Consider the following 20588-nt stretch of genomic DNA (forward strand, 5'->3'; position numbering starts at 1 on the left):
TTGGGAACTTTATGGTGAAAAAAATACTATTTTTTATTCATTAGAACAAACGTTCTTCTTATAGGCGATAAAAAAAGATGATTCTCTTTTAGAAAGAAAATCACCTTTTTTAAAAGTTTTTTGAAAGTTTCACTTTTTAGGTATAAAACGCAAAAAAAATGAATATTTAAATCTAGTGAGTTAAATGCTCTGAGACGATTCGAAAAATGAAAAGATGGGTAACTATACGTGTCGATTCTTCTCACAACGCGCATGGGATTATTTGGTTTTTGTCGATTTCGGCGTATTGTTTATCTGTAGCGAAAGCAAAGCGACAGCTACAAATAGGCCAAGGCGAAACTGTTACTTAACAAAAATACTATAAGTCCCATCTACTTGTTTTGCTAAAGACCAGTTTGTTGATAGCATCTGTTGAAGCTTAGCGATAGCTTCAACATCACAAGTTAAATGCTGGATACCTGTTTCTAATAATTGATAATCCTTATCTTCTTCTAATTGGAAACGAATATACAGTAAACGTTGAATACCTGGCAAAGTTACATATTTGATGCGGTAGTTACCATGGAGAGCGTCTAAGAACAATTGTTCCCCTTCTTGATAAAGTGCCATTGTTTCGGAAAATTCATAGTTTGGTACTTTTTCCTGCCAAACTGATACATCCCCTGTTTGCAATGTGCGTACAATCTCCTCATCAGTAAAATCTAATTTTGAAAGCTTGTCTAGCTCATATGCTTGCATTAAATTAATGATTGTCATTTTTTCTACTCCTTTTATGTATTCATTCTTAGTTTAACACGTTTTCTCTACTACTTAAATTCGGAGGGCGATCCATATGATGAAGTTCTATGAATCTGGTTTGTTTTTTGATGAAATGTTCGATGGCAATCAACCTAAGCCTCATTATCGGTCTTTCCACCATAAGCTCAATGCTTTCACAAATGAGCAATTAGAAGAAAAATATCAGCAGGCACACTCAAGATTCCTTAAACAAGGTATTACATTTACCGTATACGGTGCACAAGGTGGAACAGAGCGGACAATGCCCTTTGATTTTATACCTATTATTATTCCACATGAACAGTGGGAAGTAATTGAAGCGGGTATGAAACAGCGTGTGAAAGCCTTAAATTGCTTTTTACAAGATGTCTACCATGACCAGTCTATTGTTGAGGATGGGCTTATTCCGAAACAGCTCATTGAAAACAATCCGTATTATTATAAAGAAATGCTTGGTTTAAAGGTACCTATCGATAATCATATTTTTTTAGCGGGTATCGATTTGATTCGTGACGAAAATGGCGTTTACTACGTGTTAGAAGATAATTTACGCAATCCTTCAGGAATTTCTTATGTCTTTCAAAATCGATCTGCTATGAAGGAAGTGTATCCTGAATTTTTCTCTAAACATACGATTCAATCTCTTGATAAACAAATGGCCTTTATGAAGAAGGCACTCCTTGCTCACCGACCACCCGGCATGAAGCCAGATGTAGAACCTAAAGCTGTTCTCTTAACAGCAGGCATGTATAATTCGGCATATTACGATCATGTTTTCTTAGCACAGCAGCTCAATATTCAGCTTGTCGAAGGCCGTGATTTAGTTGTCCGAGACAATAAGGTGTACATGAAGACAATCTACGGACTAGAGCAAATTGATATTATTTATCGACGAATTGATGATGATTTCTTAGATCCTGTTGTTTTTCGTGAGGATTCTTTACTTGGAGTTCCTCATATTATGGATGCTTATAAGGCTGGAAATATTGCTATTTTAAATGCTGTTGGTAACGGTGTTGCTGATGATAAAGCGATGTATGCCTATGTACCGGATATGATTCGCTACTATTTGAAAGAGGAACCTATTTTACGTAATGTGAAGACCTATCATCTAGCTGATGATAGACATCGAGCTTGGGTCCTTAAGCATATGGAAGAGCTTGTCATAAAAAACGTTAGTGCCTCTGGTGGCTATGATATGTTAATTGGTCCGCATGCGAGCGATGAAGAAATGGCTATTTTCAAAGAAAAAATTATAGAAAACCCGTCTCAATACATTGCACAACCAACGATTAGTCTGTCTAGAGCACCGGCCTTCCAGGATGGGAGATTCTATCCTTGTCATGTCGATTTACGTGTTTATGTGATGAAGGGCGAGGATATTTATGTGCTTCCAGGAGGTTTATCGCGTGTAGCATTAAAAGAAGGATCATTAGTCGTGAATTCTTCTCAGGGCGGAGGAGCAAAAGATACATGGATATTAAAGGAGGAATTGCAGTATGCTAAGTCGAGTAGCCGATGCACTATACTGGATGGCACGATATAGTGAACGATCACAAACGAATGCACATATATTACAAGTACAGCTGTTGAATATGTTGGAGCAATCTGGCAAAGAAAATGAATACATTGATCATTGGGAAGCGGTGTTGGATATTTGTGCCTCGAAGGAAGAGTACTTGATCTTTTACGAGTCGATTCGAGTCAATCCACTTATCGAATATCTACTCTTTTCTAATAATAATAGTAACGCCCTTCATGCTACTTTACGTGCGGTTAGAGAAAATGCTCGTGTAACTCGAGATAGCATTCCCATTGAACTTTGGGAATTGCAAAATGCCTTTTATTTATCGTTACAGCAAGAAATGTTGGGACGTGAAAGACCAATTCCACTTATCGTACTTAACTCTTTTTTGCAAAATGTTCGAAAGACTTCTTTGACGGTTACAGGGCTTATCGAAGGCTCGATGGATCGAGATTTACCCTTTTATTTCATGCAAGTTGGGAAATGGTTAGAACGTGCAGAAAAGACGATTCGTATGGCTTTAATTATACTGGAGCAACATAAGGAAATAGCCATCTCCTTAATAGAAGCGGACGGATCATTTTTACTCGATTTATCAGGGGCGACGGAGTCTTATTTGCAAAAGCATCGCCAAACCAATTTACATTGCGTTATTCAATATTTATTACATGATAAGCATTACCCTCGTTCAGTGATGTTTTGCTTACAAAAATTAGAAGAAGCATTTATTTGCTTAGAAAACGATCCTCTTTCAGCAAAGTTTTTAGAGCTTCATACCCCATTAAAAAGTTTATTATTTGCCATGATGAATGTAGATTTATGGAATATTACATTAGAGGAAATTATTTTATTAATGGAGGAAAGATTGTGTCAATGTATTGATTTTGGCAATACATTTGCAACAATTTATCATTTATATGAACCCAGCGTACAACCTTGAAAGGAATCAACCACAGCTCCCTTTCAACAAGCAAGTCAGTAATCCAAAGGAAGCGGACACAATGAAATTTGAAATTCAACACACCAATATTTTCCAATATGAGTCTGAAGTCGATCAAAGCTTAAATACAATCCGCTTAAAGCCTAGGGGCGATGAGCGTCAGCGCTTATTATCCTATCGAATTGCCATTACTCCGTCATCTTTAACGCGTGAACATACAGATATTTGGGGCAATACGGTTGGCACTTTTTATATACCTGAGCAGCACCAAGAGCTAGAAATTCAAACGACGTCTATTGTCAGCATTCAACGTGCACCATTTATTCATCGCATTCAATATTCACCAGAGATGCAGACCATTTTTCACTCGCAACTATTTTATGAGCATTATTTGCCCTATTTAAAGTCTACACACTTTACGTATATGACAGAAAATCAGTTAGAGGAAGTTTATCATGCAATTGGTCATGCTGAAAATCCTGTACTATTTTCATTAAATTTAATGCAATATTTATACTCGACTTTTGAATATCTCCCTGGTGCAACCAATGTTACAACAACAGCAAGTGAAGCATTCGCCCAAAAGCGAGGTGTTTGTCAGGATTTCACACATGTCATGCTTGCGGTGCTAAGAGCTAAAGGAATTCCAGCGCGTTATGTTAGCGGTTATTTATACGTCGATGAAAACTCTGCCTTGATCGGTGATTTTGCAACCCATGCTTGGGTAGAAGTCATGATACCGGGAATCGGCTGGATTGGTCTCGATCCAACTAATAATGTAGAAGTGTTAGAAAATCACATTATTTTATGCATTGGTCGTGATTATTCCGATATAAGCCCTGTTGAGGGTGTTTATTCAGGTGGAAAGCATGATTTATCAGTTAAAGTAAGTGTCAAAGCATTGAATCATTTGTAATAAAACGTGCAATGGTTTAAATTAAACCCCTGATTTTTCTACGCTAAGCAGAAGAATCAGGGGTTTTATTAAATATATGACTCCTCAAGAAAAATTAAAGACATTTTGGTAATGGCACACTATACACCTCTTTTATTCCCCCAAACAAGGGCATGCAACTGTGGCAGTACTTTAACATCTCTTAATTCTTCGTCCTTCATCACTCTATCAATCAGCGCATGATATTTATCTAATAAATGTAGTATTAATCGTGCATTGTCAGTCTTCGTGAGATCATCATTACCGACTTGGAGATAAAAAGGAATCATTGGATATCGATGGTGAATTTGTTTAGCATACTCGTAATCCTCTTGATTAAAAACGACTATTTTGAGGGATATATGGTGATTACTTTGTCGATTTTCAAGTTTTTCCAAGATATCAGAGAGCACCGAAAAGTCTGTGGTCATTCCAGAACTAGGTGGCTTTGGTGAAATTGTCAGCTCATCAATCTCATACATCCATTTTTGCCACCTACTTCCCTGTGTTTCTACCCCGACCTTTATGTCATTTTCTTTTAAAATGGCAATGAGCTCTTCCAAATTTTGAATGAGTGCAGGATTGCCGCCTGAAATCGTGACAAATGAAAAGCCGCTGCCTCCAAGAAGTTTCAACTCAGACCAAATCTCTTGCGCTGTCATTTGAACAATAAGATGCTTTCCACTGCCATCCCACGTAAATGATGAATCACACCAAGAACAGGAATAATCACAGCCGGCAGTTCTCACAAACATTGTCTTCTGGCCAACTACCTTTCCCTCACCTTGAATCGTCGGTCCAAAAATCTCGATAACAGGTATCTTACTCAACTTCCATCCACTCCCGTCTCGCTTCTGCATAGCTTGTCGGAGTTTCATATAGCCGGATAAACTCTACACGCGCACCTTTGTATCCTTGTTCATCAAGCAAGGCCTCAGCCAACTTTTCGTACATCCAAACAACGATGTTTTCTGCCGTCGTATTCATGGGTGGAAGCGTTTCATTTAAATAACGGTGATCCAAATGAATCTCTATTCTTTCTTTCCATATTTTTTTTATATCGCCAAAATCAATCATCAAACCGCGTTCATCTGTGTATCCACTCAATCCTAAAACTACGCGATACGTATGACCGTGCAGGTTTTTACATTTCCCCTCATAATTATGTAAATGATGAGCAGCATCGAAGGTAAATTCTTTGCTTACGAGAATACGCTTTGCATGATAGTTCAATTGATTTCTTTGAATATCTTCATCTATTTTTTGGAGCTTATCGACGATTACAAAATCTGCCATACCTTAAGACTCCTTCCTGTAACTCAAATACTCATCAAGCCCTTTTTTTCGCAGTTTACATGCTGGGCATTCACCACAGCCATCTGCTATTACACCGTTATAGCAAGTCAACGTTCTGTCCCGAACAAATTCAAGTGCCCCAAACTGATCAGCAAGCTCCCATGTCTGTGCCTTATTCAGCCACATCAACGGTGTATCAATTACAAAGGAATCATCCATCGATAAATTTAACGTTACATTCAAGGATTTAATAAAAACATCTCGGCAATCGGGATATCCACTAAAATCTGTTTCACAAACGCCAGTTACAATGTGCTTAGCTCCTACTTGGCTCGCTAAAACGCCCGCAAATGAAAGAAAGAGAAGATTTCGGCCAGGTACAAAAGTCGATGGAAGCTCACCATTTTCTCCGTTTTCTACCTTTATGTCTTGTCGTGTTAATGCATTCGGAGCAAGCTGATTCAGCAGTGACATATCAAGAATGTGATGCTTGACACCGAGCTCCCCTGCTATCACCTTAGCACATTCAATTTCAAGACGATGCCTTTGACCATAATCAAAAGTTACTGCCTCAACCTCTTCAAAATGTTCTTTTGCCCAGAACAAACAGGTTGTACTGTCCTGACCTCCACTAAATACAACAATTGCTTTTTCCTGCTTCATCTATAAAAACTCCCTTATATCGAAAAAACAGCATTCTAAGAAAAGTGCTGCATTCTTCTTAGTTTTTTAACGAATATTGTGTGCCTTGGTTACCCAATAAGTTCAATCCTTCAATCCTTCTTCACGGCTTCGGCCAGACATAAAAAAACCTCCTTGTAAAATGTTTCCCAACACTTTTCAAGAGAGGCATCACCAATCATTCTATTAAAACATAAGTAAAAACATAAAAAAAGCCACGTCCTATATGGACATGGCATATTGTCATGTTTCCATAGTTTTTTATAGAGGGTATCAGCTATGAACCTCTCCCGTTCTAGTACGGGCATTCTTTTCTTCAATATAATACAAAAAATAGTACAAAACGTCAAATGGAGTTTTTTTATAAAGTCTTCCCATCAATGCTTCTCTGGAAAAATCAATGTTATACTGCCTTATATTTTAGCAGTAAACTTAAAATTTTGCTGAGCTTAGATTCATTAATAATTTGAGGATATAGTCATATTACCTCAATAAATCACTATTCCATTGTCTAGAACAGATTTATTTTGCACTTGATTTCCTAAAATATAGAGCTTTTTCAATTTGGGCAAATTCACTAATGGCTCTACATTTGAAATAGCGTTATTTTCCAAATGAAGCACCTCAATTTGTTGCCAATTTCCCATAAAATCTTGTAATTGATTCAGTGAATAGAACGAGCTAAAATCTGTCGCTTCACTCATATCAATTGCTAACGACTCTAAATTAGTTAATGAAGACAACCACTTCAAATCATTGGCAAATCTTAAAGACACTGATTTTAATGGCAGTTTATTCAGAAGCGGGAAGTCTGTAACCATCTCGGTGTAATACGAAATTTCCAGTGATTGAAGATTAGGAAACTCTAATAATAAAGCAAGTTCATCATTACTTCGAATTTGGATAGAGAGCTCTACAACATTAGACTTATCACTAAAATATTCAGCAATTTTACTAAATGATTCATTAAAGCTACCTGTATAGCTTTTTAAACCTTCCAGATGTCGGAAGCTTACATTTTCACTTTGTGATATTTCATAATCGCCCATCAAATTCAATACCGTCAGACCAGTAAAGGCTTCAAAATCTTTTTGTTCTATTTTTTGTGTATTTAATTAATTATCCATAATGATATAGTTAGAAATTTCGGCTTGCTTATTTGTAAACGGATCGTCAAGACTGTAATCAAAATGCCATTGATCTTCAGAATAGTATGCCTTCAAATAACGGATACTTGCGATTTCTTCCTTAGTCGGCATTACTTCACCTTTATCAAAAATATCTTTTAAAAAGAATAAAAGAACTTCGCTTTCAGGCATATTCCGAACAGGTATTTCCTCACGGATACCGAATTCTGTTTGATTGCCAATCAAAAGAAAATAGCCAAGGAATGCACAAAGGATGACAATCGGTATCATGAAAAGCGCTTTTAAATTCTTTTTTGGACGTGTAGTTGTATTTGGAGGAGTTGTTCCATAATAATTATTAATCGTTTGATCAACATAATAAACTTTATTCTCTTTTAACATTATTTCAGTTTCACAAAAAGGACATTTGAATGATTGTCCCTCTCTATATTCAATTTTTCCATTACAATTCGGACAATTTAATTTAATGAATTCCACTGGCAATCCCCTCTCCAGCTCTATTTTTATTAAGCTTAGTTGTCTGAAAAATAATTGTCAATATTTCTATTAAATACTAATTATCTCCCACCTTTAGACCTACAATAAAAAAAGTCGCCCATGAGGCGACTTTTTTGTGTTCATTCACTTTTATATACAATAAGTTTAAACTTCTGGTTTACTATTACTTTAGATACGGTTCTACGTTTAAAGATTTATTCATCTCGATCAAGTGCCTCTTTCACAAATGTAGGAAGTGCGAATGCTCCAACGTGTAAATCTGTATTGTAATATTTCGTTTTTAGACCAAATTTGTCCCAAGCATCTACTTGAATATCTTTAATTGGATGTAATGCTTTTGAAGCAAATCCGAATAGCCAGTGTCCCGATGGATATGTTGGCATATGGAATTGATATACGCTTGCGATTGGGAAAATACCTTTAATTTTTTTATGTGCTTTACGCATGTTTTCTGCATACTCCGTGAAGTATGGTGATTCGTGTTGGTTAATTAGAATTCCTTTTTCATTTAATACACGGTAACATTCTTTATAGAAAGCTGTTGTAAATAAACCTTCACCGACTGAAATTGGATCAGTAGAATCTACTAATATTAAATCGAATGATTGATCAGCTGCGTTTTGAACATAAGCTAAGCCATCATCGAAAATCATTTCCATACGTGGATCCTCTTCGACACCAGCAGCTGTAATTGGAAGGTATTTTTGACTTAAACGGAATACTAACTCATCGATTTCTACCATTACTACTTTTTCTACTGATTTGTAACGTAGTACTTCACGAGCAGTACCACCATCACCACCACCGATAATTAATACTTTTTTTATATCTGGGTTGGTAGCGAATGCTGGGTGCGTAATCATATCGTGATAAACGAACTCATCTTTTTCATTGACCATCATCAGTCCGTCTAAAGTGAAGAAAGTACCGAAATCTTCACCTTTATAAAAATCGATTTTTTGGAACGGAGATTGTTCACTATGAATTTCTTCGTTGTATCCGATTGAAAATTTACAGTGATCGCTCCATTGTTCTGTATACCATTTCATTAAATCACGTCCTCTAATACTTCTTGTTTCACTAGAATTGTATCAATTTCTTGTTCTGCAAATTGGCGAATTTTATCTGCCATTCCACGAGGTACTTCAAATGATTCTGTCTTTTTCGCTTGCAGTTTTTGTTCTAAATATTCTGCTGCTTTCCACGGACTTACAGAGTCGCCACAAGTGTAAACATCTACAGAAGCAAATCCGTATTCTGGCCAAGTATGAATCGTTAAATGTGATTCAGCAATAATGACTGCACCCGAAACACCATATGGGTTGAAATGATGGAAGCAAGATTCTACAATTGTTGCCCCAGAATAGTCTGCTGCTTCATTCATAAACTGCTCAATTAAAGCGTTTTGCTCAATAATTTCACTTGGGCAACCATAAAATTCAATTAATACGTGTCTACCTAATGTTGATAATTCAATGCTCATTTATCTATCTCCCTTACGACTGTTATATAATTTTCTTCTTTAGTTTCGTTCAGAACATTCCCAAAATTAAGAAAATAGAAGTTATATAATTCTACTAATTCCTCTGAAATAACTTCTCCTGGGATTACTAGTGGTATTCCCGGTGGATAAATCATTAATGTATCTGCACTAATTCGACCAACCGCATCATAAATTAAAATTGTTTCTGTTTCTGCATTACATGCCTGTTGCGGTGTCATTGCTAATCTATTTATTTGATTCGCTGTCACATAAGCTGACTGAATCGCATCTTTTTTAGCGTGATGAAGCTCTATATCTTTTAACGCATGCACTAATTTACCGATTGATTCATTCGTATCAACTTGACTAATTACTGCCATTATGACATATCCTTCAGCAAGTTCTAATTGAATTCCATATTGTTGTTTCAATATTGTGTAAACTTCGAAACCAGTTAAACCGAGATCGTTCACACGAATAACTAGTTTCGTCCAATCATAGGCTTGATTGAAATTTTGTTTTACGTATTCAGCTTGTAGTACTTCATAGCGCGAATTATTTTCAATTTCTTCAATTGCCGCATCAACAATTGACTTTAAACTGCTAAACCGTTGCTGTCCAAACACAGCTAAATCCCTTCGTGCTACATCTAAAGAACTCATTAATAAATAATTTGCACTCGTCGTTTGAAGCATATTTAATACTTTTTGCAAGTGCTTCGAATCGATTCGTTTTTCTTGTAGTAAAAGAAGCGAACTTTGCGTTAATGAACCACCAGTTTTATGCATACTGATCGTTACTGCATCTGCACCAGCACTAATCGCATCGTTAACGTCAGATAAAAATGTTAAATGTGCTCCGTGTGCACTATCAACAATAACTGTTACATTTTGATCATGTGCGAGTTTACAAATTTCTTGCAGTTTATTCATCGAACCAAAATATGTTGGATACGTCACAAGTAAAACTTTCGCTTGTGGATTTTCTGCAAGTGCCGACTTTACATTTTCAACTGAAATTCCGTGCGCAATACCAAAATGTTGATCAACTTCAGGTTGAATAAATACTGGTTTTGCTCCACTTAATATAATGCCGTTCATAACTGATTTATGGCAGTTACGAGGTACGATCATTGTATCTCCTGGTTTACATGTCGCTAAAATCATCGCCAGAATACCTACAGTAGTTCCATTTACTAAAAAGTAAGCGTAGTCTACATTAAATGCTTGTGCAGCTAATTGCTGAGCTTCTTTAATAACCGATTCTGGATGACTTAATAAATCAAGTTCCTTCATCGAGTTTACATCCATTCTTAATGCCATTTCTCCAAGCGTCCATTTTAATGGGTTTTCTTGTAGCCCCATTTTATGTCCAGGTACATCAAACGGCGTAACTTCTTGCTTAGCATAATTGACCAAAGCTTCAAATAATGGCATGCGGTCTTGAGTGGCTAAAAATTCCTCAGTAGCCACTCGATTTTGCACGCATTGCATTATTGTCCCATAGCAACTGCTAGGAGTTGCTGTAATTCCAAAACTTTGTCTGTTTTTTCCCAAGTTACGTTTACATCACTACGTCCAAAGTGACCATAAGCAGCAACTTGTTGATATTGTGGTTTACGTAGATTTAGCATGTTAATAATGCCAGTTGGCGTTAAGTCGAATAATTGACGAATCGCTATTAAAATTTCTTCTTTCGCTACTTTTTCTGTAGTAAATGTTTCTAAAGCGATACTAATTGGTTCACTTACACCAATTGCATATGATAATTGGATTTCACATTTATCTGCCAAGCCTGCTGCAACAATATTTTTCGCAACGTATCGCGCTGCGTAAGCCGCTGAACGGTCAACTTTTGTACAGTCTTTACCAGAGAATGCGCCACCACCATGACGAGCTGCGCCGCCATAAGTATCAACAATAATCTTTCGTCCTGTTAAACCTGCATCTCCGTGTGGTCCGCCTACTACGAAACGGCCAGTTGGATTAATTAAAATGCGGAAGTCTTCATTCATACCAAATTGCTTCGCAACAGCTTTAATTACTTTTTCTGTAACGTAATCAATGAATGCTACTTGGTCAAAATCATCATCATGTTGTATTGACATTAAAACAGTATCAATTTTAGGTTGCATACTATCCGTATAATCAATGGTTACTTGTGATTTCATATCTGGGCGAGCCCATTTGAATTGACCATTTTTACGTTGCTCAGTTGCACGTTTTACAAGCATATGCGCCATTTCAATTGCTAAAGGCATATAGTTCTCAGTTTCATTCGTCGCAAAACCGAACATAATCCCTTGGTCACCTGCACCAACTTCTTTTGTATCGCTTGAAGAATCAACACCCATTGCGATATCAGGAGATTGCGTGTGTACTAAAACTTGTACATTGCAGTTATGACCATCAATACCGAACTTATCATCTGTATAACCAATGCCGATTAGGGTATCACGGGCAATTTTTTCGATATCTAGTTCTGCTTTTGTTGTTATCTCTCCACCAACAATTACTGTGTTTGTAGTTGTGAATACTTCACATGCCACACGTGATAGCGGATCTTGTGATAATGCTGCGTCTAATACTGCATCTGAAATTTGGTCTGCAATTTTATCTGGATGTCCTTCCGATACAGACTCCGATGTGAATAATACTTTTTCTGACAATTTTCACTGCTCCTAACAAAATTATAGATTTTAGGGCATAAAAAAAAGCTCACCCAATTTTAAGGAAAGCTTCGAATACTATCAGCTGCTGTTCCTCTTATTGTTCACAAAAGTTAATTTTGTGCTCAGGTTCGGCCCACTGGATTTAATTCATGATGAACTAAATTGTTTGGCCACCGTATCTTCGACCCCTCGTCTCAACGGTTATTAATAAGAGCTATATTATTATGCTGAGACTCATATTAAGTCATAAACATTTGACTGTCAATTTATTTTTAATATTTTTTTAGGAGTAATCGCTATGAAAATTAATTGATTTACCCTTTTATACACAAAAATACTAAGTGTAACATTTTGTAAACATTCAATATTTATTATAAAAAACGTATAATAATGCATCTAAGGTTTTTTTATAATAATAATAGAATGAACTCCAATTAAATTTGTTAATAGATGCGTCAAAATAACATATTGTAAGCATAAAAAATTTTAGATCAGCAATGTAGATATAGGAATTTTTAGAGTCTTTTATTTATAGAGATTATTTAAATTTCTATAATTCAGAATATTATTTTCGGTCAATTATAGAGTTCTTCTGAAGGAATATTGATAAGTGTTATTGGATAAAGGTAATCATATTTATAAATTCATTAAAATATAAATGTTTCCTCTTAGTAAGTAAACGATCTAAAAGGTGATACATTAATTTGTATCACCTCTAGCTTTTTTTAAAAACCGACTCTATTTATGATACGGTTCACTGCACCAAGTTCTAGCTGAATTTTTTATAAAAATTTACAAACTATTTTATGCAAAATTTCGAACATCGTTATTTCGGCCAAATTTATAAACCGAGACTAGAAAAAATACGGCAGCAAACGCTAGTAGAATCATAAAATTAAGGTAAAGACTGCCGAAATGATGTCCCTGCTGTAGTTGGCTTATAGTATCAAGGACCCATCGCTGCGGTGTAAAGTTGGCAATTTTTTGGACAGTCTTCGGCATAATATCAAAGGGAAAAAAACAACCTGCCAAGAGACACGATGGTGTAAAGATTAAATTTTGCATCGCACTCGCTGCCCTGGAACTGTTAGAAAAGGAAATGAGCATTAACGATAAACCTGCTGCCACTAAAGCAAACAAGATTAAAATGATGGACATTTGCCAAATGGGCACATGCATCTCAATATGGAAGACATTCGTTACAACTTGTAGCGTAAAGATAATTTGGACAATCATTACCAGCATACTGACCGCTATATTCGCAAGCACATACTTTCTGGCATTAATCGGCGTTGATAACAGACGGAAATAGGTACGATTTTCTTTTTCCTTCAAAATGATTTCCGCAAAGTTTCCTGCTGATATTAGCATAATCATTAACAAAAAGCCGATGATCCAATTTGTCATATTTTTACCTTTTGAGGTATCTTGCAGTGTCTCTACATGAAACTTGAAATCAGCTTGTTGATAGCGGGCAGACATTTTTTGATACGCATTTTGATCACCATCTGCAGCCTTATTTAAGGTCATAATATTATCAAGATACTGGTAAAGATATGATTTTACAAAGCCGGTAACTTGTGCTCCTTTAATCGAGACAAGCTGTATATGCTCCGGGTTTCCGGTTTGAATACTTTCCGAGAATCCTTCGTCCAAAATAATCGCACAATCTAATTTCCCCGAAGCAATTTGCTCTTTCATAGAAGATTCATTGACCTTGATCAGGCTCAAATTATTCAAGTGTTTTAGAAAATTTACTGTATCTCCCGCAATCTGCCCCGAATCATGATTGATCACCCCAACTTTAAGTGCTTGTTGGCTGCTTCCTCCATAAGCCAGAAAGGCAATGACAATTCCGATGAGCGGCACGCCAAAGTATAGAAGGATATTTCTTTTTTTTCTAAAAGTCACACTAATAATTTTCTTCATCAGCCAGATTACATCTTTCATCATAATCCCTCCCGTCTTTGGAATGAAACGATGGCAATCGTTAAAAATAGAAACGCAATCCCAAGATTTAAGGTGATTGGCAGCATCGCAGCCGATAGGTCATTGGCATAGATGATTTTCGTAATCCCCTGGTTGGACCATGTAAGTGGGGATAAATCGGTTATAAATTTAAATGCCCCCGTTGGATCTTCAATTTTGAAATAGGCACCACCAAAGTATGACGCAAGCTGAACCACTAAGGTGATGATTAATTTTGAGGCCTCATGTGTTTTGATCAAATAGCTAACACCAAGGCCGAAACTGACCGCCAGGAATACTTCCGATATTAGGATAAGAAGAATCCACCCAATATGACTTCCCCAGTCCGCTTTGTACACATAGTGGCTAAAGATAACAAGTACAATAATACAAATCATGTTAACAAGAACACAACCAAGAATTTTTCCGAGAAAAATCTCACCTTTTCGAATCGGGGCAGCCAACAATCGAATCGAAGTATGATTGACTCTTTCATCGCGAAGAAGTCCTATCCCATACAACGCAGAATAAAGTGCAATCATCGTCGTCATTACAATCGCATAGTAGTCCATTGAACCGGGCTTCTTCAATGACTGCAGTGAAGATTCTGCTATAAAATCATGCTTGGTCGGACTTGCTAAAACGGTACTGACTTTTGCTGGATCAACACTTGCTACCGCAGCCGTAAGATTATATTTATCGGCAAACGCGGTCAGCATCCCTTGGAGAATACTCTCCTCAATGCTATTTTGGCTACTGCAATATAATTTGAATCCTTTATTGGTCACCTCAACAAAGGCAGTGTAGTGATTTTCTTCTACCTCCTTTTGCCCGTTCATCCCATCAGCTGCCTTCTTAAAATTAATGCCGGTATCTTTAGCTTCCTTGATAAACGCTTGAAAATAGGAGGAAATCTCTGAACTAGCAGTAGTTTTATATAAAACATGAACATTGTCGACTTTTATTTTTTGATCAAAATCGTTTGATAAGGCGGAACCAAGAATCAACATCAGGACAATGGGAAAAGCCAACATGAAGATGAATGTATGGTAATCCCTGAAACTTACTTTAAGTTCCTTCCAAATAATATTAAGTACATCCATAGAAATAACCTCCTTTCTAATCTCTTAAGTTCCTTCCAGTAAGTGTAAGAAATACGGTTTCCAGATTCGGCTCCTTTTCCTCCAGTGAACTGATTTCAATCCTTTGATTCATTAAATTCAAAAGAATATTATTTAAATTATTTACGTCTATTTCCGAATTGATTTTGATCAGGTTTTCTTCCACAAGGACGGAATTCACCCCGTTGATTTCCTTGATTTCCTCTAAATCGATTTGTTCAATCGATTTTATCTCAATCCAAATATCCTTTGTATTGGTAATAATCGAGATTAATTGCTCCTTAGTGCCTTCTGCAATCACCTTGCCGTGATCCATAATGGAAATCCGTGTACAGATTTCCTCCACCTCTTCCATATAGTGACTTGTATAAATAATCGTGCATCCCATCTCATTTAACTTGTGAATCGATTGTAGGATATAATTCCGCGAATGCGGGTCAATTCCGACCGTTGGTTCATCCATAATAATCAACTTCGGACGATGGGCAATGGCACAAGCAATGTTCAACCGTCTTTTCATCCCGCCGGAAAAATTCTTCGGATACTCCTTCTGCTTATCAAGCAGGCCAACAAATTCTAATGCATTTTGAGCCATCTCCGTTAATTCCGCCCCTCTTATCCCATATAATCCGGCAAAAAATTTCACATTTTCAAAAGTAGTGAGATTCTCATAGATCGCCAAATCCTGTGGCACAATCCCGATATTCATTTTTGCAAAGCGGCTTTGTTTCCTGCTGTTTTTCCCAAGAATGTTAATTTCACCTTCGCCACAGCGCAGGAGCCCGGCAATCAGATTAATAGTGGTACTTTTTCCAGCACCATTGGGTCCTAAAAGCCCAAAAATTTCACCTTCGTTTATGGAAAAAGATATATTATCAACAGCTACAAAATCATCAAACTTTTTCGTTAAATTTTTCACTTCAAGTATTTTCAAATGATTTCACCTCTCGTTAACTTTGTGTATTCATTATAAAAAAAAGGATGAAGCCGCATAAGTGCAACAATTCATCCTTTTCACATGAAAAATTTCATATTTTTATAGTTAGCTTTTTCATTGGAACAGTGGTTCAGGTACCATGTGTATTTTCCACAATTATATTGTTTATTGGATTGGAATTAACATCGTGACTGAAAAGCCATCAGTTCCGTCCACAATAATCTTTCCGTTGATTGATGCGGTCCGTTCCTCCATTCCAATCAATCCAAGTCCTTTTTTTACCTTTTGGATTCCAACTCCATTATCCTTCACTTCCACTTTGATCATCGTGTTGAGGACGTGAATTTCAATGGAAACCATCGTCGCTTCCGAATATTTAAGGGTGTTAGTTAAGGCCTCCGTCAAATTTTCCTGAATAATTTTCCACTGAATGGGGGCGATCCGTTCCATATTTCCTTTATAAACAAAGGGCATATCCATCGAATGTTTGGAAGAAAACTCTTCTATGAATAATTTCATCCTATTAATGCCCATTTGTTCTGTAGGCGGCTTCAAATTTTTCAGGGTCATTCGGATATTTTCGATACCTAATTTTGAAATATTAATAGCATTTTGCAACAATTCTAGAGCTTTCACCTGATCAGACCCCACCAACCGTTTGGCCGCCTCCATTTGAATGAGAGCCCCGGTCATCGAGTGTCCAATTTTATCATGAAATACTTGGGCAAGGCGATTCCTCTCCTCCAATTTAAATGTATATTCAGATTGCCTGATGAATTCATTATTTTCATTCAACATTTTCGTTATCTTCTGAAGATTTTCCCTCATCATATCCAATTGAACCTCTTGCCTTTGTAGTCGTGTAACAAACTGCAGAAGCATCATATAAATGAGACAACTTAGAGCCGCCACCAGTCCATATTGAAAACTTAAATCACCTTGGAGCCAAATAAGCGGCAGAAATACCAAGATTAGCATCATAAACCGTTTTTCCTGGTTAAAAGGAAATAATTCGCATAGATTTAACGGCAGCAGAAAGATAAAAAATGGCTGTACCTTATAAAAGGAAAAAAGAATTTGGACCAGTGAGAGAAATAGAACAACCTTCTTTATCCTTTGTCGCTTCACGATATAGAGTACAATATTGATGATCAAATACAGCAGAAGGGAAAAAATAATCCAGGGGATATTCTGGACCGGGAATGTGACATGAATAAACCAGAGTGACAAATATCCTAATAATATGAGTTTACTAAGAATGATGAAGAATTCCATGTTAGTGAATTCTTCCCGTTAAAAAGTAAATCGCAATTTGCGTGCGATGACTCAACCCCGTTTTATTAAAAATAGCGGTAATATAGTTGGCAATCGTTCCTTCAGAAATATAAAGTTGTTTGGAAATCTCCTTATTTGAAAACCCCTTTGCGATTAAAGCCATAATATCCAATTCCCGCTCACTAAACAGGCTCGTATCTACTTTACTTTCCTGCTTATTTTCCGTCAAATTGGATTTTATTTTCTCCAACACAACGTCCTGCATAATGCTATTGCCATTATACACACTAGTAATCGCTTCACGAATTCGTTCCGGGTCATTATTTTTCAATAAATAGCCTTTGGCGCCATTCTTAATGGCATCCAAAATATACTCGTCATCATCAAAAGTAGTAATAATCAGCGGCTTTGTCTTTGTTTGTTCACTAATTAACTTGGTTGCTTCCACACCATTCATATTCGGCATCCGCACATCTAATAAGACCACATCGATTTCATGCTGTTTACAGTAATCCACCGCCTCTAGCCCGTCATTTACCGTAGCTACCACTTCGAATTCTTCATATGTATTTAATATTATTTTCATTCCTTCACGAATAAAGGAATTATCATCAGCAATCAGCACTTTGATTTTCATTTTCCCACCATCCTCTTCCATTATCTTAGCAAAGATGGTGTCATATCGCATTAACAAGCGTTAGAAAACATTCGGCATTCAGGTAAAAATTTGAAAATAAGAACAGTTCCTATAATACACCGATTAATATCGATGAATTCGACAAAATGCGAGTTAAGACAGACGCTTATAATAAATAAAGGCGATTGCTATAGTTTTGTAACAATCGTCTTTTATACAATCTCATTTACTTTTGGTACGGTTCACCGTAACATGTGTAAGTGCGGTTTTTAATCTCTAATTCTATACCATTTCGCTCTTATAATTAAAAATGAAAGTCGACGAAATTCTAAATTACACACTGCTTCTTTAGTTGGTATTGGCTCAATAATTTTTTCGATTTGTAAACCACTTTCAATAAGCGTATTTAGGATAGTAGACATCGTACGGAGATATGTCACAACATCATCAACTAACCAATTTTGAGAACGTAAGCCTTCATCCTGATAATTGTCTGCTGCAAAATCTCCCATTCCACAGCCAATCTCTAATACTATTTTATTTTTAAGGGGAGAAATTAATGTGAAAAAGTTTGGCTGTTCAAGTAAATTGTTATAATTATATTCTCGTGCTCGTATTTCTTGGTATTTCTCAAAAAACATATTGTTATCATTTATATTCTGTTTCATTTTACCCTTCATTTTACAATATATTAAAAGGCAGAAATCCCACTCGATTTCTGCCTATATTTTTATGATGTTATTTTACAGGAACTATGATGGGTTCAATTGCATAGGGTTCTTTAATGAGTTCTAGTGCACCATCACTGTCCTTCATTTTGTAAATACCTACTACAGGAGTAATCATTATCGTTGTTGCTTTTTCATCAAAACGATTTGTAGTAATGCGTGCTTGATTCCCGCTTAGGTCATTGAAATCTGTACTATGTCCTGTACCTCTGTGATGAACAATATTATACACATTTCCTAAATCATCGGACACCTTGTACTCAATTAATACGCCACGCCACTCTTCTTCCTCTTTAGCTATTGACGCCATATCTACTAATTCTGAAATTTTCAGTGTTGTAGAAACAGGTGTTTCTGTTATTTCTCTAACGATTACTTCTGTACCTTCAGCTTCCGTTATTATACTACCTTTTTCAAATACTTTAGTTTCACTTGCGAGCTTTGCTAAAGTGAATTCAAATGACCAGTCTCCTGCTATTGCATTATTTCCATTATTTAAATCAACAATTTTATTTCCTTGGAAAGTAATTTGTACTTTCTCTGGCTTTGGTCCTTTAATGAGTTCGTAAATATATAATACAGCATACTCTTTGTCATTTATTTTTTTGACAATATAATGATTATCGAATCCACTATGTTCATATCTATTTTCAAATTCAGCAGCAGTTATTGCACCCTCTAAGATTGGCCTTTCCCCTAACTTTTTTTCACTCTTTATTGTGTAAGCTATCGTAATATTTTCTCCATCGTAAACAGCATCTGTAACAGTTACTTCAACATCATTACTTTCTTGAGTCGTTCCAATACTTGTAGAATATTCATCATGCTTTTCGAATACATACTTCTCGTCATCAACGAATAACCCGAATATATTCCCGACAACCGGTATGTTTGCCGCAAAAGTAGGGAATGCGTAGCCAATTGAAATACTTGAAGCAACTAAAAATACAGCTGCAGCCACAAAACTTCTTGTTAAATGCTTTTTCTTATTTACTTTCATTACATTTCTTTTAATTCTCTCTTTTTCAAGAGCACTCACTTCCATCAGGTCCATATTCATGTCGATTTTTAAGTGATTAAATTGTTTATATAACTTTTTCATGTCACACTTCCCCCTAATCGAATCTGTTGTAACCGTTTTTTCCCACGATACAATCGGTTATCAATAGCAGCCTTTGTCAAATCGTGATGCTCAGCAATTTCTTCATTTCTCATATTTAAAAAGTATTTCATCGTAAAAATATCACGGTCTAATTGGTCTAATTGGCTCATCATTTTTAATAATTCTTCTGTAGAAATCTTTATCAAAAATTCTTCTTCAGCTGATATTACCGCCTCACTTTTTTCATCTATCTCATAAAACAATGGCGATTTAGATAACTTTCTTTGTTTATTGATTGCTTTATATTTTGCTATTGTGCAAATCCATTTTCTAAAATCCTCTTTATCTCCTTCAAATTGCTTAGCATTTTCGAAAGCTCCCAAAAATGTATCACTTATACATTCTTCTATCATTTGTGGATCATTGTAAGATTTTAAAGCATTATATATAACTGCTTTTACGATTCCGACATACTCGTCGATTACATATTGAAGTGCTTCTTCTCGCTTTTTCTTAAGATACTTTATAAAGTTTTCATTAGTTATCCTCATACAAACACCCTTTCTTAAAACATAAGAGCCCCTACACTTAAAACATCGCTCAAAATTAAATTAATTCTCATAATCATCAGAAAATTTGTGAAATATTTTCAAAAATAATAAATAGTACGCCATATCAAACATACTACATTCTATTTATTTATAAGTTTCTTTTCCTAAATTCAATTTTATTACAAAAGTAGTAAGTATAAACAAAAAAACAGACTAAATCTTAATCGATTTAGCCTGTTATAGTTGATCTTTTTATACTTTAAGGTCTTTACATAAAAATTCCATAATAAAAAGCAGGGAATTATTTCGAAATTCC

General features: G+C 36.0%; 22 protein-coding genes and 1 riboswitch. Of the genes, 4 read left to right on the forward strand and 18 right to left on the reverse strand.

Annotation, left to right across the window (positions count from 1 at the left end):
- Positions 1-206 precede the first annotated feature (206 nt).
- Positions 207-350, forward strand: coding sequence for a hypothetical protein (locus ACIQLB_RS10060; RefSeq protein ID WP_400724585.1), 144 nt, complete (start codon positions 207-209; stop codon positions 348-350).
- On the opposite strand, the gene ACIQLB_RS10065 is transcribed toward ACIQLB_RS10060, so the two are convergent.
- Positions 343-756, reverse strand: coding sequence for a hypothetical protein (locus tag ACIQLB_RS10065; protein ID WP_400724587.1), 414 nt, complete (start codon positions 754-756; stop codon positions 343-345). The genes ACIQLB_RS10060 and ACIQLB_RS10065 overlap by 8 nt on opposite strands.
- 76 nt (positions 757-832) lie before the next feature.
- Here ACIQLB_RS10065 and ACIQLB_RS10070 point away from each other — a divergent pair, with 76 nt between their 5' ends.
- The 3 genes from ACIQLB_RS10070 to ACIQLB_RS10080 all read left to right on the forward strand — a co-directional run bounded on the left by ACIQLB_RS10070 (position 833) and on the right by ACIQLB_RS10080 (position 4158).
- The gene (locus tag ACIQLB_RS10070) at positions 833-2323 is read left to right on the forward strand and encodes a circularly permuted type 2 ATP-grasp protein (RefSeq protein WP_400724590.1); all 1491 of its coding nucleotides are present in this window, start codon (positions 833-835) and stop codon (positions 2321-2323) included.
- Entirely contained in the window at positions 2277-3242 is a 966-nt protein-coding gene (locus ACIQLB_RS10075) for an alpha-E domain-containing protein (protein ID WP_400724593.1), read from the forward strand. Before ACIQLB_RS10070 ends, ACIQLB_RS10075 begins: the two co-directional genes overlap by 47 nt.
- A 61-nt stretch (positions 3243-3303) precedes the next feature.
- Complete coding sequence (locus ACIQLB_RS10080; RefSeq protein WP_400724596.1) at positions 3304-4158, forward strand: transglutaminase family protein; 855 nt, start codon at positions 3304-3306, stop codon at positions 4156-4158.
- 119 nt (positions 4159-4277) lie between these two features.
- On the opposite strand, the gene queE is transcribed toward ACIQLB_RS10080, so the two are convergent.
- From queE to ACIQLB_RS10165, 17 genes are all read right to left on the reverse strand, one after another.
- A complete protein-coding gene (gene queE / locus ACIQLB_RS10085) occupies positions 4278-5006 on the reverse strand; it encodes a 7-carboxy-7-deazaguanine synthase QueE (RefSeq protein ID WP_400724599.1) in 729 nt (242 codons plus the stop codon).
- Positions 4999-5472: a 6-carboxytetrahydropterin synthase QueD gene (queD, locus tag ACIQLB_RS10090; RefSeq protein ID WP_400724602.1), complete on the reverse strand. Its 474-nt coding sequence runs from the start codon at positions 5470-5472 to the stop codon at positions 4999-5001. Before queD ends, queE begins: the two co-directional genes overlap by 8 nt.
- 3 nt (positions 5473-5475) lie before the next feature.
- Complete coding sequence (queC, locus tag ACIQLB_RS10095; protein WP_400724605.1) at positions 5476-6135, reverse strand: 7-cyano-7-deazaguanine synthase QueC; 660 nt, start codon at positions 6133-6135, stop codon at positions 5476-5478.
- Between the two features lie 265 nt (positions 6136-6400).
- Positions 6401-6447: riboswitch (PreQ1 riboswitch) on the reverse strand.
- 194 nt (positions 6448-6641) lie between these two features.
- Positions 6642-7202 carry a leucine-rich repeat domain-containing protein gene (locus ACIQLB_RS10100; protein ID WP_400724608.1) on the reverse strand — a complete coding sequence of 187 codons (561 nt, stop codon included), beginning with the start codon at positions 7200-7202 and terminating at the stop codon, positions 6642-6644.
- 66 nt (positions 7203-7268) lie between these two features.
- The gene (locus ACIQLB_RS10105) at positions 7269-7778 is read right to left on the reverse strand and encodes a hypothetical protein (RefSeq protein ID WP_400724611.1); all 510 of its coding nucleotides are present in this window, start codon (positions 7776-7778) and stop codon (positions 7269-7271) included.
- A 215-nt stretch (positions 7779-7993) separates the two neighbouring features.
- The gene (gene speE, locus ACIQLB_RS10110; protein ID WP_400724614.1) at positions 7994-8848 is read right to left on the reverse strand and encodes a polyamine aminopropyltransferase; all 855 of its coding nucleotides are present in this window, start codon (positions 8846-8848) and stop codon (positions 7994-7996) included.
- A complete protein-coding gene (gene speD / locus ACIQLB_RS10115) occupies positions 8848-9282 on the reverse strand; it encodes an adenosylmethionine decarboxylase (protein ID WP_082172725.1) in 435 nt (144 codons plus the stop codon). Before speD ends, speE begins: the two co-directional genes overlap by 1 nt.
- The gene (locus ACIQLB_RS10120) at positions 9279-10775 is read right to left on the reverse strand and encodes an aminotransferase class I/II-fold pyridoxal phosphate-dependent enzyme (RefSeq protein ID WP_400724617.1); all 1497 of its coding nucleotides are present in this window, start codon (positions 10773-10775) and stop codon (positions 9279-9281) included. The genes speD and ACIQLB_RS10120 overlap by 4 nt, the downstream gene beginning before the upstream one ends.
- A complete protein-coding gene (metK, locus tag ACIQLB_RS10125) occupies positions 10775-11950 on the reverse strand; it encodes a methionine adenosyltransferase (protein WP_400724620.1) in 1176 nt (391 codons plus the stop codon). The genes ACIQLB_RS10120 and metK overlap by 1 nt, the downstream gene beginning before the upstream one ends.
- Positions 11951-12757: 807 nt before the next feature.
- Positions 12758-13903 carry an ABC transporter permease gene (locus tag ACIQLB_RS10130; protein WP_400724623.1) on the reverse strand — a complete coding sequence of 382 codons (1146 nt, stop codon included), beginning with the start codon at positions 13901-13903 and terminating at the stop codon, positions 12758-12760.
- The gene (locus tag ACIQLB_RS10135) at positions 13903-15024 is read right to left on the reverse strand and encodes an ABC transporter permease (protein WP_400724626.1); all 1122 of its coding nucleotides are present in this window, start codon (positions 15022-15024) and stop codon (positions 13903-13905) included. Before ACIQLB_RS10135 ends, ACIQLB_RS10130 begins: the two co-directional genes overlap by 1 nt.
- Before the next feature lie 16 nt (positions 15025-15040).
- Positions 15041-15976 carry an ABC transporter ATP-binding protein gene (locus ACIQLB_RS10140; protein ID WP_400724629.1) on the reverse strand — a complete coding sequence of 312 codons (936 nt, stop codon included), beginning with the start codon at positions 15974-15976 and terminating at the stop codon, positions 15041-15043.
- Between the two features lie 168 nt (positions 15977-16144).
- Positions 16145-17254 carry a sensor histidine kinase gene (locus ACIQLB_RS10145; RefSeq protein WP_400724632.1) on the reverse strand — a complete coding sequence of 370 codons (1110 nt, stop codon included), beginning with the start codon at positions 17252-17254 and terminating at the stop codon, positions 16145-16147.
- A 1-nt stretch (position 17255) separates the two neighbouring features.
- Positions 17256-17891, reverse strand: a complete 636-nt coding sequence (locus tag ACIQLB_RS10150) for a response regulator transcription factor (RefSeq protein WP_400724635.1) — start codon at positions 17889-17891, stop codon at positions 17256-17258.
- Between the two features lie 269 nt (positions 17892-18160).
- Positions 18161-18559: a hypothetical protein gene (locus ACIQLB_RS10155; RefSeq protein WP_400724637.1), complete on the reverse strand. Its 399-nt coding sequence runs from the start codon at positions 18557-18559 to the stop codon at positions 18161-18163.
- A 70-nt stretch (positions 18560-18629) separates the two neighbouring features.
- On the reverse strand, positions 18630-19721 hold the full coding sequence (locus ACIQLB_RS10160) for a DUF4179 domain-containing protein (protein WP_400724640.1): 1092 nt from the start codon (positions 19719-19721) through the stop codon (positions 18630-18632).
- Complete coding sequence (locus tag ACIQLB_RS10165; RefSeq protein ID WP_400724643.1) at positions 19718-20272, reverse strand: sigma-70 family RNA polymerase sigma factor; 555 nt, start codon at positions 20270-20272, stop codon at positions 19718-19720. Before ACIQLB_RS10165 ends, ACIQLB_RS10160 begins: the two co-directional genes overlap by 4 nt.
- Positions 20273-20588: the final 316 nt, after the last annotated feature.

It is taken from the genome of Lysinibacillus sp. NPDC092081, assembly GCF_044755845.1.
In the GTDB taxonomy this organism is placed as follows: Bacteria; Bacillota; Bacilli; order Bacillales_A; family Planococcaceae; genus Lysinibacillus.

Bases quoted from the DNA above. Each gene is read 5' to 3' on its own strand.
- ACIQLB_RS10130 (WP_400724623.1), bottom strand. From the start codon at position 13,903: ATGAAAGATGTAATCTGGCTGATGAAGAAAATTATTAGTGTGACTTTT.
- ACIQLB_RS10080 (WP_400724596.1), top strand. From the start codon at position 3,304: ATGAAATTTGAAATTCAACACACCAATATTTTCCAATATGAGTCTGAA.
- ACIQLB_RS10145 (WP_400724632.1), bottom strand. From the start codon at position 17,254: ATGGAATTCTTCATCATTCTTAGTAAACTCATATTATTAGGATATTTG.
- speD (WP_082172725.1), bottom strand. From the start codon at position 9,282: ATGAGCATTGAATTATCAACATTAGGTAGACACGTATTAATTGAATTT.
- ACIQLB_RS10165 (WP_400724643.1), bottom strand. From the start codon at position 20,272: ATGAGGATAACTAATGAAAACTTTATAAAGTATCTTAAGAAAAAGCGA.
- queC (WP_400724605.1), bottom strand. From the start codon at position 6,135: ATGAAGCAGGAAAAAGCAATTGTTGTATTTAGTGGAGGTCAGGACAGT.
- ACIQLB_RS10075 (WP_400724593.1), top strand. From the start codon at position 2,277: ATGCTAAGTCGAGTAGCCGATGCACTATACTGGATGGCACGATATAGT.
- ACIQLB_RS10100 (WP_400724608.1), bottom strand. From the start codon at position 7,202: ATGGGCGATTATGAAATATCACAAAGTGAAAATGTAAGCTTCCGACAT.
- ACIQLB_RS10135 (WP_400724626.1), bottom strand. From the start codon at position 15,024: ATGGATGTACTTAATATTATTTGGAAGGAACTTAAAGTAAGTTTCAGG.
- ACIQLB_RS10150 (WP_400724635.1), bottom strand. From the start codon at position 17,891: ATGAAAATCAAAGTGCTGATTGCTGATGATAATTCCTTTATTCGTGAA.
- ACIQLB_RS10065 (WP_400724587.1), bottom strand. From the start codon at position 756: ATGACAATCATTAATTTAATGCAAGCATATGAGCTAGACAAGCTTTCA.
- ACIQLB_RS10120 (WP_400724617.1), bottom strand. From the start codon at position 10,775: ATGCAATGCGTGCAAAATCGAGTGGCTACTGAGGAATTTTTAGCCACT.
- speE (WP_400724614.1), bottom strand. From the start codon at position 8,848: ATGAAATGGTATACAGAACAATGGAGCGATCACTGTAAATTTTCAATC.
- ACIQLB_RS10155 (WP_400724637.1), bottom strand. From the start codon at position 18,559: ATGAAACAGAATATAAATGATAACAATATGTTTTTTGAGAAATACCAA.
- ACIQLB_RS10060 (WP_400724585.1), top strand. From the start codon at position 207: ATGAAAAGATGGGTAACTATACGTGTCGATTCTTCTCACAACGCGCAT.
- ACIQLB_RS10070 (WP_400724590.1), top strand. From the start codon at position 833: ATGATGAAGTTCTATGAATCTGGTTTGTTTTTTGATGAAATGTTCGAT.
- queD (WP_400724602.1), bottom strand. From the start codon at position 5,472: ATGGCAGATTTTGTAATCGTCGATAAGCTCCAAAAAATAGATGAAGAT.
- ACIQLB_RS10160 (WP_400724640.1), bottom strand. From the start codon at position 19,721: ATGAAAAAGTTATATAAACAATTTAATCACTTAAAAATCGACATGAAT.